Genomic DNA, 15,632 nt, shown 5'->3' with positions numbered 1-15,632 from the left:
CTTTTGAAAACCTTTATTCTTAGTGCCGGCCAACAATAAATACCTGAATCCGAGACTGGGCCATCGAACGGCCACTATTACCGCTGCCATAGTGGGTGGGCTTTTGGTAACGATTTCGGTTCATTTGGCCTTGGCCGTTTGGTTCGATAAAGTGACTGTTATTATCACCAGTACTTTTAGCGCCTTTATTCTATGGGCCATTTTAATGATGATTGCTTTTATGGCGAAAAACGGATTAAAAATCTGGGGAATTTACCTTTTGGCAAGCTCCTTTTTTGGGCTCATTACTTATTGGGGCCTTTAACCTTATTGTGAAATGAAAAGAAGAATCTATAACATCATGTTCCATACACATACCGTTAGTGGTATAGTCATTAGTGTGGCGCTGTATGTTATTTTCTTTGCCGGTTCTTTTTCTTTTTTTCGGGATGAGATTGCCAATTGGGAAAGAGGCGAACATGTAGAAGTGTTAGACCAACTGCCCGGCGACATCGATTCTTACATAAGCCATATTAAAGAAGACCATAATCTTCAAGGCCGCGAAATATCACTTTCGCATTACTACAACGAACGTAATCTCAATGTTTATGTAAGTGCATCTAAAGATTCGGCCCTTAATAAAAAAGAAGAAACGGCCAGTTTCTATTTAGATACAAAGAATCTCGAACACTCAACCTATCAAGAAAATTATGGTCTTGGAGAATTTTTATATCGACTTCACTTTTTAGACCAGATACCTTACCCGTACGGCAGGTATCTATCCGGTTTTGTAGCGCTTTTCTTTCTATTTGCCATTTTTACGGGAATATACGTCCATTGGGATAAGATTATCAGCAACTTCTATGTGTTCAGACCATGGGCGAAACTAAAAACGTTATGGACCGATACCCACACGGCCTTAGGCCTTATCGGGTTTCCTTTTCAGTTTGTCTACGCCGTTACCGGAGCATTCTTTTTACTGAAAGGAATTCTAATTTTACCTACCGTGATGACGCTCTATGGTGGTGATCAAAACGCGCTGTTCGAAGATTTAGAATATTCACATCCTGAATTCGAGTACACCTACAAACCTTTGAATGGGACGCCAAGCATTAATCAACTGATTGATCAGACTCTGGCAGATTGGCCCAACTATAACCTAAGTGAAGTACATATTTTTAATTACGGCGATGCCAATATGCACGTTGCCTTAAGTGGTCAACTCGATTACAAGGATAAGTTCAGTGGTTACGGTTACCGTATTTATAGACTTGAAGACGAAAAGATAGTTGATGAGAGAATTCCTAAAGAAAATAATCGGTACCTAGATGGGGTCAAGAACGTTCTTTTCAGGCTACACTTGAGCAATTATGGCGGTTTTGGACTCAGGTTGGTTTCTTTTTGGCTCGGCATTGTCTCATGCATCGTAATCCTATCAGGTATCATGATTTGGTTAGTGGCCAGGGATAAAAAACACATTCCCGAGAAAAGGAGAAAATTCAATGCTGCGGTTGCCAACATCTATATGGCCATTTGCTTAAGCATGCTTCCGGTTACCGCTTTTACTTTTATTGTCGTAAAGATTTATGGCGCTGATAAAGGTCCGATATTCAAAAGCTACTTCTTGAGCTGGCTGGTTCTAACCTGCTTTTTCATATTTAGAAAAAATATCGCTTACACCAATAAGTGGTGTTTGGCATCTGGCGGTATTTTATCTTTATTTATTCCTCTAACCAATGGTCTCATGTCGGGCTACTGGCCGTGGGTCAGCTATGCCAAAGGCTATCATGAAATTTTGATAGTTGACCTGTTGTTCTTTACTATCGGACTCCTGTCGTTGTGGGTATTCTTTTTTAAACTAGATAGCAAAGAAAACCAGCGGGAGTCGCTAACATAAAAAAGCGTTGGAACAAAATAGCTCTAAAAAACTCAATCTTCAATGACCAAAGCCATCTGAATATTACTTCGAGAATAAGGTGTTGGCCTATGTGCCACCTTTTGAAAGCCTAACTTTTGATATAAGCTAATGGCCGGCTTTAACACTGTGTTGCTTTCTAAATACAATTTTTTGGCTCCCAATTTCTTTGCCTCCTCCAAAACGGACTTCCCCAATAAATACCCAATACTTTTACCCTGCGCTTTTGGAGAAACGCCCATCTTCGCCAACTCAAAATCATACTCCGGGTCTTTCATTTTTATAAGGGCACAAACTCCCACAGGTTCATTATCGTATAATGCTACCTTGATTTTGCCTCCTGGTTCCAAGATGTATTCCTGAGGATGGTCCAAAGCCTTGTAATCTTCCTTTTCCATTATAAAATACTTTGAAATCCACTCTTCATTTAGATTTTTAAAGGCTTCTTTATACTCAGGACTGTATTCCACAATTTTCACCTTTTGGCTCTCACGCAACTTTCGTTGTTCATTGACCCGGTGAAAAAGAGATTTCTGATCCAATAAAAACTCCCATTCGGCCAACGCTTCCCATAAATTATGATTTGCCTGAGCCAGCAATGCATCTACGGCCGCATCTACATCTTTGCATTGAACATCAATAATATGCTGGGCAGCTGCCATTCCCTTTTCGGTCAAAGCTACCATATTTCGACGTTTGTCTTGAGCGTAGGGATGCTTCGCTATTAGTGCTGATTTGGTCATCTCTTTCACAATTTTAGTGACTGATGGTTGAGAATGACCAATCTCTTCGGCAATTTCAGTAATCGTTTTCGCTCCGTCTTGAGATAGAATAAACAAGACCGGAAACCAATTGGGCGAAAGCTCCAATTCGTACATTCTGTAGATTTTGGTTGCATCGTCTGTCATTCGTGACGATAACAGACGAAGTCTGCTACCTAGTGCAATCTTTCCGGTACGTTCAAATAAGTTCATATATTAATATTTATATAACTAGTTATGCAAATATAAGAATGATTTGAAATCATGAGCCTTTTCATCCAAAAAAAATACTAAGCTTAGAAGAGGGAAGCCTATAACCTAGGAATTTCCATCAGGCAATCCTCTTTCCAAATCGCATTTTGAGTTGCATTATCAACATTGCCTCCCGTTAAAACAACCATGACCTTTCTTTTGGTCTTTTGGGTTTTTAGCCATTGGCAGACACCGTCCATACTCATGGCACTGGTCGGTTCTAGATGAAGCTTTAATAAATGGGTCAGCCATTGTGACCAGTAGATGATTCTATTTTCTTCTACCTCATAAATACCGTCTAACTTTTTCAGATGTTCAAAAGTAATATCACCCACTGCCATCGTCATTACCCCATCAGCGAGTGTGTCGGGAATACTTTTTAATCTCTGAATAGAATTTTTACGAAGGGATTCTGCGGCATCGTTGGCATTCAAAGGCTCAACCCCAAAAACTTTGGTTTGAGGAGAAAGACCCCTAGTGGCGACCATCGTACCTGAAACCAAGCCGCCGCCGCCGCAAGGTGCAAATACAGCATCTACATCTTTAATTTCATTGAGTGCTTCGAACATTGCGGTACCCTGCCCGGCAATCACCTGTTCGTGGTTGAACGGAGGTATCCAATACGTAAACTTTTCAGCGGCCGCAGCTTTAACCTTGGCATCGGCTATATCCCTAGTCTCGCAAAGCACCACTTCTGCCCCGTAAGATTTGGTGGCCCTTATCTTTACTTTACTGGAATAAGAAGGCATAAAAATAGTTGCCGGAATATTAAATTGTTTAGAGGCCCATGCAATCGCCTGAGCGTGGTTACCACTACTATTGGCTACTATTTTAGCGGGTTTTTGGCCGTTTTCTACGAGCCATGAAACGGTATTACAACCCCCTCGGGCTTTAAAAGCGCCAATTTTTTGCAGGCATTCTGCCTTAAAAAATATTTCATGGCCCAGCCAATCGTTCAACAATTTAGAACTTACGATTGGGGTCTTTTTTATAAACCCTTCAATTCGGCTTTTGGCCGTTTCTATATCTCTCAAGGTAACCAAGCTCATTCTTTCAAAAGTTTAATTGCAAAGTACCTTTTTTACTTTTGAGACTAATGTAAATCGGTGAAAAATTAAGCTGATCGATTACCCCTACCCTCAAGGTTCTTCTAATTTTAACTCTATTTGATAAAATGTTGATTGATTTTTCGTACTTTAATAAAACACAAAGCTTAATTGCTTAGCTTTCCCAAACCAACCTTCACGATTTTAGTTAATGCGACACTGTTGTTCCGTAATACGGAATATTAGTTATACCATACGTTACTGCCCTTTCCCTGAACAGCTCTTATTTATAGAAAGCCCCGCAAGGGGCTTTTTAATTTGTTTTAATGAGTGCAGACCGTATGACAATAATAATTTAGGTAATTTAACCGACTCAAGACCAACCCTTCCAAACCTATGAACCTAAATATTCCCTTTCTCTTGCTGTCTGTTTTTCTTTTTATCAGTTGTAAACAGCACTCAAAAATTTCAGAAAAGAAAAATCGCCCGAATATTGTTTTTATTATGTCTGATGACCATGCGTACCAAGCCATCAGCGCGTACAATAAAGAATTGACCAAAACCCCAAACATTGATAGAATTGCCAATGAGGGCATGCTTTTCACCAATGCAACCGTCACCAATTCTATTTGTGCACCCTCAAGGGCAGTTATTTTAACGGGCAAGCATTCACATCTTAATGGAAAAATTGATAATCGCATGCCATTCGACACGACGAATGTCACTTTTCCTCAACTTTTACAGAAAGCAGGTTACCAAACAGCGATGTTCGGAAAATTACATTTTGGCAATAATCCTAAAGGTTTCGATGAGTTTAAAATCTTGCCTGGCCAAGGGGATTACTACAATCCTAAATTTATAACCCAAAACGGAGATACGGTTATCACGGGCTATGTAACCGATATCATTACTGATTTGACGTTGGATTGGATGGAGAAACGTCGCGATACGGCGAAGCCATTTTTATTAATGTACTTGCATAAATCGCCTCACCGTACCTGGATGCCTGCCGAACGGCATTATCCTGAGTTTACCAACAAGTCTTTTCCCGTGCCGGAAACTTTTTTTGATGATTACGCCACTCGAGGCGAAGCTTCGAAAACTGCAGAAATGGGTATTTTAAAACATATGCTGTTACAGTATGATCTGAAAATACCAAAGGAAACCTTAGATTCTTTAGGTATCGATGAACGTCTTGGAGCCGGCGGAGTCAACCAACTAAACGAAGAACAAAAACTGAAGTGGGATGCAGTTTATAATCCGATTGCTTCTGAATTTCTACAAAAATATGGTTCACTGAACGATTCGACATTGGCATTGTGGAAATACCAACGATACATGCAAGACTATTTGGGTACCATTGCCGCCGTTGACGAAAATGTGGGCAGACTTCTCAACTATCTGGATGATTCAAATTTGTCGGACAACACCGTGGTGGTCTATACTTCTGACCAAGGGTTTTATTTGGGTGAACACGGCTGGTTCGACAAGAGGTTTATGTACAACGAATCATTCAAAACACCTCTATTGATCAGGTGGCCCCATGTGATTACACCGAATATTACCGAAGATGAAATGGTACAAAACCTTGATTTCGCACAAACATTTCTTGAGATAGCCGGAGTATCGGCTCCACAAGATATGCAAGGTAAAAGCTTGCTACCTCTTTTAAGGGGAGAAAAGAACACTTGGGACCGAGACGCAGTTTATTACCATTATTATGAATACCCTGGTGAACACGCCGTAAAGAGGCACTACGGTATATCGACCAAAGAATTTAAGCTCATTCATTTCTATTACGATGTAGACGAATGGGAACTGTATGACCGAATCAAAGACCCCAGTGAGATTCAAAATGTTTACAGCGAAACAGAATACAAACAGGTGATAGCCCAATTAAAACAAAAATTGGAAGACCTACGCAAGCAGTACAAAGATTCAGATGAGCTGAGTGATAGTTATATAGACCTTTACAAAGAAAATGGGTGGATTGAGTAGGTAACCATCCATCTCCCCTTTCAAGAATTGGCCGGGCATCACGATTTTTTATAAAATCCGTTTCCTCTAAGTTCGTAGGCTTCGGCGATTACTTCTTGTAGTACAAGGTCGTCAATTTCCTCTAAGGAGGTATAGCGTAAAGATTTGACCACCTTTCGTTTTTCGGTGTTCATTTTATCCAAATGTTTGGTCAAATAGGCTGAGTTCCAAAATGCGATATCTACAAACTTGTTTTTGTGAGAGGCATTTAGATAACAAATGGGGCTTTTACCCAAATAAAAACAGGGAATACGCCATTTGTATTTCATCTCTACCTCTGGTAAAACGCGCTGAATGGTCATCTGTAAATGGAGTAATACACTTTTGTATGGTTCCGGTTGGTTGAGGATATATTCTTCGGCTGGGTTCAAGATGCGATATTAAAGTTATCCTAAACAGGTGCTTTTCAATTAACAAGGTATGGCAAATGTATATTTTTGCCCGAAAAGTCAAAAATTGAAAGCAATCAATTACCGAGTTATTCTGACTACTTTAATCTCAATCTTTTGTTACCTAACAGGCACAGAAAAAGTACGGGCGCAAGATAATGTTGACCAAGATTGGATTTTCAAGAACAGTAAAACCCTCTCCGAACTTTGGGAGCTTGATGAAGAACATCATCGAGGCACCTTTCTTATTACATCGTATAAGCCCATTTATTTTTCTCTGGGCAAATTTTCTACAAACACCAATAAAAATCCGCAAAGCGAACAAAGAGATAATTCACTTCCGCAGCCTATTGATCTAAATGTTTTCGAAACGAAATTTCAATTAAGCATGAAGACCAAAGTCTTCTATAAGGTCTTATGGGGAAAAGCAGATGTATGGGCGGCCTATTCGCAAAAAGCATATTGGCAAATTTACAACAAGGAATTATCAAGACCTTTTAGGGAGACCAACTATGAGCCGGAAATTATTCTAAACTTTCCCATGAACTTTACAGTCTTAGGTTTTAAGGGAAGAATGTTGGGCGCAGCCTTCGTTCATGAGTCGAACGGCCGTAGCGATCCCCTTTCCAGAAGTTGGAACCGCCTAAGTTTTCACGCAGGTTTCGATAAGGGACCGTGGCAGCTCATTGTCAAAAATTGGTTTCGCTTGGGCGGCAGCAACGATGATAACCCAGAAATCAGTGATTATATAGGACGGGGAGAGGCCCAGCTCATCTATGATTGGGGCAGGCAACGCCTTTCGGCCATCGGGCGACATTCGCTACGTTTGGGCGAAAAGAACCGAGGCAGTCTTCAATTGAACTACACCTTTCCTATCATCAAAAATTTTAGTGGGCATGTTCAAGTGTTCAATGGTTATGGCGAAAGCCTCATAGACTACAATCACAGGCAAACAACCTTTGGCCTTGGGGTATCATTGATCAATTAACCATTACTTAACCTTACGCACCTGATCAGGTCAAATCGAATTACTTGTTTTGTTTACATTTGAACAAAACCGGAACCATGCGAAACCAAACCCTTCTACTCGTTCTTTCATTAATGTTTTTTTCCCTTCAGGCTCAAGAGCATTCCCACATGGGCGCTCAACCCCTCTCCTATCCCGATGTGGATGGATATAAAACCCTAAAGGTCGATTTACATATGCATACGGTATTTTCAGATGGTAATGTGTGGCCGACCATTCGGGTACACGAGGCACTTCGCGAAAACTTGGATGCCATCTCGCTAACGGAACATCTCGAATACCAACCGCATGCAGAAGATATTCCGCATCCTGATAGAAATCGTTCTTATGAGCTGGTGACCGCTATGAAAGAGGCAGAAGAACATGGTTTACTGATTGTACATGGCTCTGAAATAACGCGTTCGGCCCCTATTGGGCACAACAATGCCGTATTTATCGAAGATGCTAACAAATTGGTTCAAGAAAAAGCTGAAAAGGCCTTTTCAGAAGCAAAAAAACAGAAGGCCTTCGTTTTCTGGAACCACCCTGCATGGTATGCCCAAATGCCTCAGGGCAACCCTGTTTTAAGTGACTTTCAGAAAGAGCGAATCAAAAATGATGAGCTGCACGGCATTGAGGTAATCAATACGGGTGATTATGCCGAGGAGTCTTTGGCTTTGGCACTTGAAAACAATCTGACCATTATGGGTACCAGTGATATTCATGGTCTAATTGATTGGGATTATACCGAAAAAGGTCATCACCGCCCCATTACTTTGGTTTTCGCAAAAGAAAAGAGTAAAGAGAGTCTTCAAGAAGCACTTTTTGAAGGAAGAACAGTTGCCGTTTACAATGATTTGCTTGTAGGCCGTGAGCCATATTTGACACCCCTTTTAAAGGCCAGCATAGAAATTTCAGGTGTTAAGTATATTGATAAAACACAGATATTAGAAGTAGAACTTACCAATGTGAGCAGTAGCGACCTGCTCTTTGAAAACCAAATGAACTATACCTTCTATAGCAGCTCACCTGTTTTTGAAATTAAGGCGGGAGAAACAAAAAAATTGATGATAAAGACTCTAGAAGCCAAGCAAAATATTACACTTAAACTAAAGGCTTTAGGGTGCTACATAGCACCGAAGGTACACCCCATCATCGAATGGAACTTAAATGTGAGATAGTAAGCTTTAAATCTTACTAAAATCTAATATTTTCTTTGGAAATTCGGCCTCTATAAGAGTGTAATATTGTTTGGGCGTTTCTTTCGATAATTGAATTTTTCTTCCGACCACATCAATATCGAAGTGGAAACATGAAAAATCAAAACAGCAATCGGGGTCTATTCTGCTAATTAGAAATTTGATGATTTTTGGCCTTAGTCGATACTCGAGTTCTACGCAATACTGATGTAGGGTCTCATCACCATTGGTATTGATAATCCAGTTGATTTTCATCAGGGGAATTTTTTGTCAGCTCTGCAAGATAACAAAAAATTAACATTGAGTTAACAATAAATCGACATACGCATAATTAATCAAGAGCTAAGACACATAGTCTTTCAAATATTGGTACCTCTTGGTCAACTTACCGTTTTGGGTCATTCGTGCCCGTTCGAGAACTCCGTTTTTATCCCCATTAAAAAAGGCGGGAATCACGTTCTTAACAAAGGCGTCGCCAAACCCCTCGCTAGCATCCCTAGGTAATTCACAGGGTAGGTTGTCGACCGCCATAACGGCAATAGCATTTTCGTTTTTAAAATCGTTCTCCTTTTCCGAAATGGGGTCATAGCCATAGATAGGGTCAGCAATGGTCGACGGTTTGATAGTAGTTGCCACAGGACCATCGATATCGCAACTGACATCGGCCACAACTTTAATTTTAAATTTGGGATGCTTGGCATCTTCCCTAGTATATAAATACGGAGCCCCCTGGCCATAAAAATGCCCGGCGATATAGAAATCGGTTACCTCGGCAAAGCGAAAAAAGTTGCTCTTATATTCTTCCGGGTGGGCAAAAAAATCGGCTTTATTGCCGCGCACTCCATCTTTGCGTTTGTTGTATTCGGAAGCATCGATTTGGCAGTATACCGGTTCGTTAAAATCATCTTTTAGGTATTCGGCCACATTTATTTTCTTAAGGCCCATACCATCAAGCATTTCTTTTGAGCCATTTCCTACCCTACCCTTTCCGGTCAGCAATATTTTTATATTGGGAAGATTTATTTTTCTCAGTTCGGTAATTAAGGCCTGTTTGTCGGGTAATTCTTCGGCTTTTGGTAAATGAAAGGTACCGTACTTGAGTCCGAATGCGCGAAACCCATTATATGCCCCGACAATGCCGGCATACCTGCCAAAAGCAACCAGACGCTGTTCGTTTTCATTGGTAATGACCTCATGGTCATAAAGCTCTATATTTTTATCCAGAATGGCCCTTAACAAATTTCTATTGTACGGCTGCTTTTTAATCGTGTGCGAAAAGAAGAAATACTTTTTATTGGGAATCAGGTTTTTAATGGGCACTTCTTTTACCCCTAAAAGTACATCACATTCATCCATTTTAGAGGCCACTAGTAGACCCGCCTTTTCGTAAACCTCATCGGAATAGGCCCTAATCGGTGAGGGCTCTACAATTATTTCAGCTTTTGAGAATTTGGAAACGACTTTTTGACAGGCTGACGGAGACAAGACTACGCGCCTATCAGGTGGATTTTTTCGTTCTCTTATGATTCCGAATTTCATAAATTGTGATGGTTAATATTAAAAGTTGGCGAATAACCGTGATTCGAGCGCGCTCATTTTTGTCAACACCCAGTTTTTGATGTCAAAACCCGGTTTTCTTATTTATGGTCAACTAGTTTCAAATGTAGCGGAAGCGCATACACTGTCAAAACTTTTTTTTGGAATACTTTTTGGGGTATATTTGCCGCCCGTATTTGTTAAGGACAACTAGTGTGGCAATCGGGCAGGGATAGAGGCAAGTACCCCGCCAGAACGTACCGTTAGGTACGGGCAGGTGTGTACAGCCGATAGCCCGACCACTTGAACCTTGGTACAAGTGGGCCCGCTAAAAAAACATAGCCTTGGGCTATATGGTTCTTTGGTAATACGGAAATTGATTTCTTATGGGGCCGACCGGTTTTGACAGCGAGACCAATGGCAATGTAAGCATGCCGAGCGCTGGGGTACAGCTCGTTAATATCATACTTCACACTTTTAATTGGCGAATCTAATTACGCTCTTGCCGCGTAACCCGAATTATAGTAAGGTTATGCCTCGTTCCGACAAGGTCGGAAAGCGAGATGTCTCTGAACAGCCCTTGTTGACGGCGGTTTATTAAGAGGCACCATAAAAGTCAACACAAGGGTAGCGTAGCTTCGGCGTTGCCTCTAAAACCTTAAGAAGCTAAGTGTTCGTTAGGTCGTTTCCGGCCGGACGTTCATCGAAAATTAAGCGGAAACTAAGCATGTAGAAAGCTTTGACGTTGCTTGTTTGGACGAGGGTTCGAATCCCTCCGGCTCCACTTTTTAAATACCTTTTCACAACAAAAAACCTGTAGATTATTGATTTACAGGTTTTTTCATTTTTTTTTCTGCTTTATCTTAAAGGCGCAGCCTACCAAATCGGTGATTCCCCCATAACCTCTTCAGCAAGCTGGCCTATAAACACTATATTTTCTAAGACTTTTACACTTTTGGTAAGTAGTAGTGTTGATAGAGCAAACTTCGATTACATTTTGAATCAAAGTCCCTCATGAAGTATGGCAATTCTGACAGCAGTATCTGCATCCATTACTTTGGGCATAAATATACTTTGCCTTACTTACGGCCGAATGACAATTGCTATGATAACCCAAAAGAGTTGTTTTTTTGGCAACTTTCAACCACCTGCAATCTTCAGCATGTACTTCATGGTCACCGTTCAACTGTGGGGTATCATTAACGTAATAGTTCACCATACTCAAATAAATAATTGTCTAGATTAAACTGAAAACCAAAATCAATCGGTAAAAAAGAAAATACCCGAAACTGGTCTTCCGGTTATTTACATTAGCTGGTCAAAGCTATTTCTAGAAAAGACAAATCCCTTACAGATTTCCGTAAGGGAGAATAAAAGAAGTGGAACGGAAATCTTAAATTTTACCTTCGCGAACAAGTTTGGCTATCAAGTGATGTGTATTTCTGGCCCCGAATTCATCAAAGAGCTTACTCACCTTTTTATCAATGGTACTTTCGCTATTCGGAGTGATATTCTGTAGTTTTAAATTTTCAGAAATTTCTTTTTTGGTCAACCCATTGGCTAAATCCTTTAATATTCTCATATCAAAATCATCTAGTTCAAAAACATTTTCCCCATTTTGAAATTCAATTTGTGGTGAAACAAAATTTTGCCCCTTTTGTATTGCTTCAATTGCCATTAAAAGCTCTTTTAGGCCATGGCGGCCCTTACATACGTAGGCGTTAATTTTTTCTTCGTCAAAAAGAGATTTGATTGTTTTCGGATTATCTTCCATTGAGTTGACAATGATTTTAATCTCGCCATGAAGTTTTTTGGCGGCATGAATCAGCTCTATACCAGAAGTTAGCTTACGTTCGACATGGTCTTGTTTAAAGAACAAATCGGTGATTAACAGTGAAAAAGGTTCGTTTTGACCTTGGGCTACTTTCAACCGATTGAAAGCCCTGTCGCAATAGAGTTCTTCCTGTATTTCCATTTCCGGATATTGACGACCAAGCGTACCAACAATACCCAAGTTGGTATCTTGAAAATCTTCCGCAACAAGTACTTTTTTAAACATTTCGCCTTCTATTTCATCGGAATCAGCATCTCAACCCTGAAACCATGGTTCTTCTTTGAATCAAAAGTAATGTTTCCCTGAATGGCCAGAATACGCTTTTCTGTATTCCGAAGTCCATTTTTTGATTCAAGTTCTTCTTTACTTGCTCCAACACCATCATCTTCGTAGTTTATTTTCAAAGTTTTATCGATGGTCTGAAAAGTAATGGCCAAAATTGTAGCATTGCTATGCTTTCCAAGATTGATCATCAATTCTTGAAGAATTTTGAACAATACCGTTTTTGAAGTATTGCCCATTGAAGACCACGAGACGTCCTTTCCTCCACTGAGAAAAAGTTTGACACTTTTCGGGGTTCTAAATGTTAACATTGCCAACAATCCGTTCCAGTAATTCGGCCCTGTATCTACATCGTTGATTTCCCTTGCCAGGTCTCGACTATGATTATAGAGCAATTCAAGACTGTCTAATACATGAGATTTACTGGCATCATTCTGAACCATAATCATGGTTTGATTTAATCGGGCACCATGTTCATCATGAATCTTTCTTGAAAGCTCGGATTCCGTTTCATAAATAGCCTCGAGCCGTGATAATTTATGTGCCTGCCTTAAATTTTTGGTACGCTGCATAAAACTTAAATACAAAAAAACAAGTATAACCATCAATAAAAGTGCTGCTATCAAATATATCAACTTATAAGCCCGCTGTCGACTAGCCTCCTTTTCTCTTTCTAATTTTTCAAGTTCCAGATTGATAATCGAAGCTTGTTTAATGTTGTTGTCATATTTGTACTTCGCAAACTGAGTTTTCACCTTAAGTTCGTTCGCATACAAACTATCATTTAATGCCACGTAACGATTTCTTACCGCCAAGTTTTTTGGTAGTAAATCCATCATAAACTTCAAGGCGTCTTGCTCAGCCTTTGGCATTTTCAACACCTTTGACAATTGAATGACGGAATCAAAGTAACGACCGGCAATAGTCGTATTCCTCTCCGAATAGAATTCCCCTAGATGGGTGTAACTTGCTATTAGACCTCTTCGATCGTTTACAGAATGTCTCTGCTGCAGGGTTTTTTGAAAATCTTGAACCACAGCGTTCTTGCCAGCCTTCCATCTAGCATACGCCAAATTGTCAAGCACTCTTGCTTGTTCTTTTTGATTCTCAATGATAGAAGAATCCGTAGCAATCCCTTTCAATAAATTAATTGCTTGATCAAATTCACCATTATCAATATGGGCAACAGCCAGGTTGTTAGTGAACAAAACCTGATCTCTTTTCGATTCGGCCGTTTTAATGGCCAGGTTGTAATATTCAATTGCATCGGGCAGGTTCAAAAGTTTTCTATGATCGGTGGCCAACGTATTATAGCATTGTGAAATAAGGCTGTTACCCTCCCCTTCTTCAAAATACTTTAGCGCCTCCACCAAGGTTTCTTTACTGCCAAAGAAATCGTTGTGGTTTTTTTGAATGGTACCCAGGTTTAGAAGGGTTTTGGCGATACCCAAGCTATCTTTTTCCCGTTCGAAATAGTTCTTTGATTGCGTATAGAGTTCAAAAGCCTTGAAATGCTTTTGGCGAATTTGAGATTCTAAGTATCCCATCAAATAATACTCTTCAGCAAGAAGTGAATCTCTCGTTATCGATGGGTCTAAACGGATGAACTCATTGTGATAATCCTGTAAGCTATCATATTCTTGTTTGGTAAAATGTATCAGGTTCTTTTGGTAGAGAATGTAGGGATAGAGAGTATCCTCATGCTTATTTCGATAATACAGATATGCCTTGTTGATTGCACTATCTCTTATGGTTAAAGGATTGGTTCTATCCTTTGCCAAAGCATAATTTTGCCTTACCTGAGAAGTTTTACCCTGAATGGTTAAGTTTTGATTTTCGTGCTTGGAAGGGCTACAACTGAATAGACATAATAGCACAAAATAAATAAGTCTGTTCAATGATATTAGGTATTAAGATAAAATGGACCATTCAAAAGATGACTCATGTCAAAGTAGTGAAATTTATCAGAATTTAATTGCTTTTACAAATATGAGGTAACTAATAGATTGTAGTCATTCCGCTAGGGCATTAGCTAACTCCTGTAGACCAAGTTCTTTGCTCCGATCAAAAGTTTTGCTATTTATTTTTCCTTTTATGTGGTTCTCCGAAGGAAAATATTTCCCGGCCATATCGAACAAATAACTACCTTAGCCCGAATATCCTAACTCCCGAAGGTATGTACACCCTAACTTATGAATCGCAGGCCATTGCCGAACTCACCAACCGTGATATCGAGGTAATTCTTGAGACCGCTCAAACCTTTAACTCTCAAAACGGAATTACCGGTTGTCTCATCTTCTATATGGGCAAGTTCATTCAAATATTGGAAGGCCCTAAAGAAACCGTTCAAGAACTGTACGCAGGCATTCAAAAAGATGAAAGGCATACCAAAGTAAAAATGTTCTCGGAAGATGATATTACAGAGCGTAATTTTCCCGATTGGGGTATGGCTTATTACCCCATTGATGAAGACGCTATGGGGTTTGCAGAATTTGAGCAGTTCAAAAGAAATCTCATGTTATTGGCAGACCTCAGCAAGCCTACCAACGTGACCGCTATACTGTTTTGGAAAAAGATGAAACTTCTTCTATCCCTTCCACCAGATAAAGTATAATACTACGTATTTGAAAATCAAACCATTTCGCTTTTGGGCTAATTCTATGTTCAAATGCGCAATCAGGTTGTGTACAATAACCGCAACTTAGTAACATCATAAGTAGGTAAATTGTTTGTGGGGAACAATTTAAATTCTTTAAAGAGGATGGTGTGGGGCCATCCTCTTTTTATTTTATCATTTAACTAGGAAATAAATCTCCTAAGAATCCAATTTGAAAATACGCTTCATTTGTACCCATTTCTCACTTGAGGAAGCGTCGGGGTCAGAAGCTTGGTACTTACTCATAAATTCTTCCCACTCGGCCTGACGAGGTAATCCCGCCAATTTTCCCATTTGTTTCTCAAAATCAAAATCTGCCGGTACGGTCAATATCATCACCAACAGAGTGCCATGCCTATAAATTTCCGAATCGATAACCCCTACTTTTTTCAATCCAGCGGTGATTTCTTTCCAAATATTCTCAGAGCGATGCCATTTCTCATATTCGTCAATAAGTTCAGGGTCATCTTTTAGTTGTAAAGTTTGGCAATATCTTTTTACAGGTGCAGGTTGGGCTTTTTGAACATAGCCATACGAATCTCCTGAATCTTGCGCACAAGTTACATATGGGGTTAAACTCGTTAAAAATATGGCCAGTAGTAAATTTTTAAGTTGCATTGAAATGGAATTTAAGTTGATAATTGATTTTACAAATTAGTCGATTTCGGTCAAACGGCACCAATCATATTTTAAATAGATGTCATGAAACAAAAAAATCCGGTTTGCATAACAAACCGGAT

14 protein-coding genes and 1 other RNA gene are annotated in these 15,632 nt (G+C 39.8%); 7 read left to right on the top strand and 8 right to left on the bottom strand.

The annotated features are described in order from the left end of the window. The first annotated feature begins 22 nt into the window (after positions 1-22). Both IL356_RS08415 and IL356_RS08410 read left to right on the top strand, forming a co-directional pair. Positions 23-304, top strand: coding sequence for a hypothetical protein (locus IL356_RS08415; RefSeq protein ID WP_121849896.1), 282 nt, complete (start codon positions 23-25; stop codon positions 302-304). A gap of 12 nt (positions 305-316) precedes the next feature. Next, positions 317-1,876 carry a PepSY-associated TM helix domain-containing protein gene (locus tag IL356_RS08410; protein WP_121849897.1) on the top strand — a complete coding sequence of 520 codons (1,560 nt, stop codon included), beginning with the start codon at positions 317-319 and terminating at the stop codon, positions 1,874-1,876. Between the two features lie 32 nt (positions 1,877-1,908). Here IL356_RS08410 and IL356_RS08405 read toward each other — a convergent pair whose 3' ends face one another. Next, on the bottom strand, positions 1,909-2,868 hold the full coding sequence (locus tag IL356_RS08405; RefSeq protein WP_121849898.1) for a bifunctional helix-turn-helix transcriptional regulator/GNAT family N-acetyltransferase: 960 nt from the start codon (positions 2,866-2,868) through the stop codon (positions 1,909-1,911). 98 nt (positions 2,869-2,966) lie between these two features. Further along, on the bottom strand, positions 2,967-3,956 hold the full coding sequence (locus IL356_RS08400) for a serine/threonine dehydratase (RefSeq protein WP_121849899.1): 990 nt from the start codon (positions 3,954-3,956) through the stop codon (positions 2,967-2,969). 393 nt (positions 3,957-4,349) lie between these two features. Here IL356_RS08400 and IL356_RS08395 point away from each other — a divergent pair, with 393 nt between their 5' ends. Further along, complete coding sequence (locus IL356_RS08395) at positions 4,350-5,951, top strand: sulfatase family protein (RefSeq protein WP_121849900.1); 1,602 nt, start codon at positions 4,350-4,352, stop codon at positions 5,949-5,951. Between the two features lie 38 nt (positions 5,952-5,989). Here IL356_RS08395 and IL356_RS08390 read toward each other — a convergent pair whose 3' ends face one another. Beyond that, the gene (locus IL356_RS08390) at positions 5,990-6,361 is read right to left on the bottom strand and encodes a DUF1801 domain-containing protein (protein ID WP_121849901.1); all 372 of its coding nucleotides are present in this window, start codon (positions 6,359-6,361) and stop codon (positions 5,990-5,992) included. Positions 6,362-6,446: 85 nt separating this feature from the next. Between IL356_RS08390 and IL356_RS08385 the strand changes: the two genes are divergently transcribed. Continuing rightward, complete coding sequence (locus IL356_RS08385) at positions 6,447-7,367, top strand: phospholipase A (protein WP_225621414.1); 921 nt, start codon at positions 6,447-6,449, stop codon at positions 7,365-7,367. A 77-nt stretch (positions 7,368-7,444) separates the two neighbouring features. Further along, complete coding sequence (locus tag IL356_RS08380; protein WP_121849903.1) at positions 7,445-8,566, top strand: Sb-PDE family phosphodiesterase; 1,122 nt, start codon at positions 7,445-7,447, stop codon at positions 8,564-8,566. Positions 8,567-8,572: 6 nt separating this feature from the next. On the opposite strand, the gene IL356_RS08375 is transcribed toward IL356_RS08380, so the two are convergent. Together IL356_RS08375 and IL356_RS08370 are read right to left on the bottom strand one after the other, a co-directional pair. After that, positions 8,573-8,839 carry a hypothetical protein gene (locus IL356_RS08375; RefSeq protein ID WP_121849904.1) on the bottom strand — a complete coding sequence of 89 codons (267 nt, stop codon included), beginning with the start codon at positions 8,837-8,839 and terminating at the stop codon, positions 8,573-8,575. An 87-nt stretch (positions 8,840-8,926) separates the two neighbouring features. Beyond that, on the bottom strand, positions 8,927-10,123 hold the full coding sequence (locus IL356_RS08370; protein WP_121849905.1) for an NAD(P)-dependent oxidoreductase: 1,197 nt from the start codon (positions 10,121-10,123) through the stop codon (positions 8,927-8,929). 385 nt (positions 10,124-10,508) lie between these two features. On the opposite strand from IL356_RS08370, the gene ssrA reads away from it, so the two are divergent. Next, positions 10,509-10,907, top strand: a transfer-messenger RNA (tmRNA) gene (ssrA, locus tag IL356_RS08365). Positions 10,908-11,513: 606 nt separating this feature from the next. On the opposite strand, the gene IL356_RS08360 is transcribed toward ssrA, so the two are convergent. Together IL356_RS08360 and IL356_RS08355 are read right to left on the bottom strand one after the other, a co-directional pair. Next, positions 11,514-12,179 (bottom strand): helix-turn-helix domain-containing protein, encoded by a 666-nt coding sequence (locus IL356_RS08360; protein WP_121849907.1) that lies wholly within the window; start codon positions 12,177-12,179, stop codon positions 11,514-11,516. An 8-nt stretch (positions 12,180-12,187) separates the two neighbouring features. Beyond that, positions 12,188-14,134, bottom strand: a complete 1,947-nt coding sequence (locus IL356_RS08355; protein WP_121849908.1) for a tetratricopeptide repeat-containing sensor histidine kinase — start codon at positions 14,132-14,134, stop codon at positions 12,188-12,190. Between the two features lie 278 nt (positions 14,135-14,412). Between IL356_RS08355 and IL356_RS08350 the strand changes: the two genes are divergently transcribed. Beyond that, positions 14,413-14,850, top strand: a complete 438-nt coding sequence (locus tag IL356_RS08350; protein ID WP_121849909.1) for a BLUF domain-containing protein — start codon at positions 14,413-14,415, stop codon at positions 14,848-14,850. A 201-nt stretch (positions 14,851-15,051) separates the two neighbouring features. Here IL356_RS08350 and IL356_RS08345 read toward each other — a convergent pair whose 3' ends face one another. Continuing rightward, a complete protein-coding gene (locus tag IL356_RS08345) occupies positions 15,052-15,510 on the bottom strand; it encodes an L-rhamnose mutarotase (RefSeq protein WP_121849910.1) in 459 nt (152 codons plus the stop codon). Between the last annotated feature and the right edge of the window lie 122 nt (positions 15,511-15,632).

The organism is Euzebyella marina (genome assembly GCF_014855515.1).
GTDB classification, from domain to species: Bacteria; Bacteroidota; Bacteroidia; order Flavobacteriales; family Flavobacteriaceae; genus Euzebyella; species Euzebyella marina.
The sequence above is the reverse complement of the archived record's forward strand: the minus strand, read 5'-3'. Positions and strand labels throughout refer to the sequence as shown.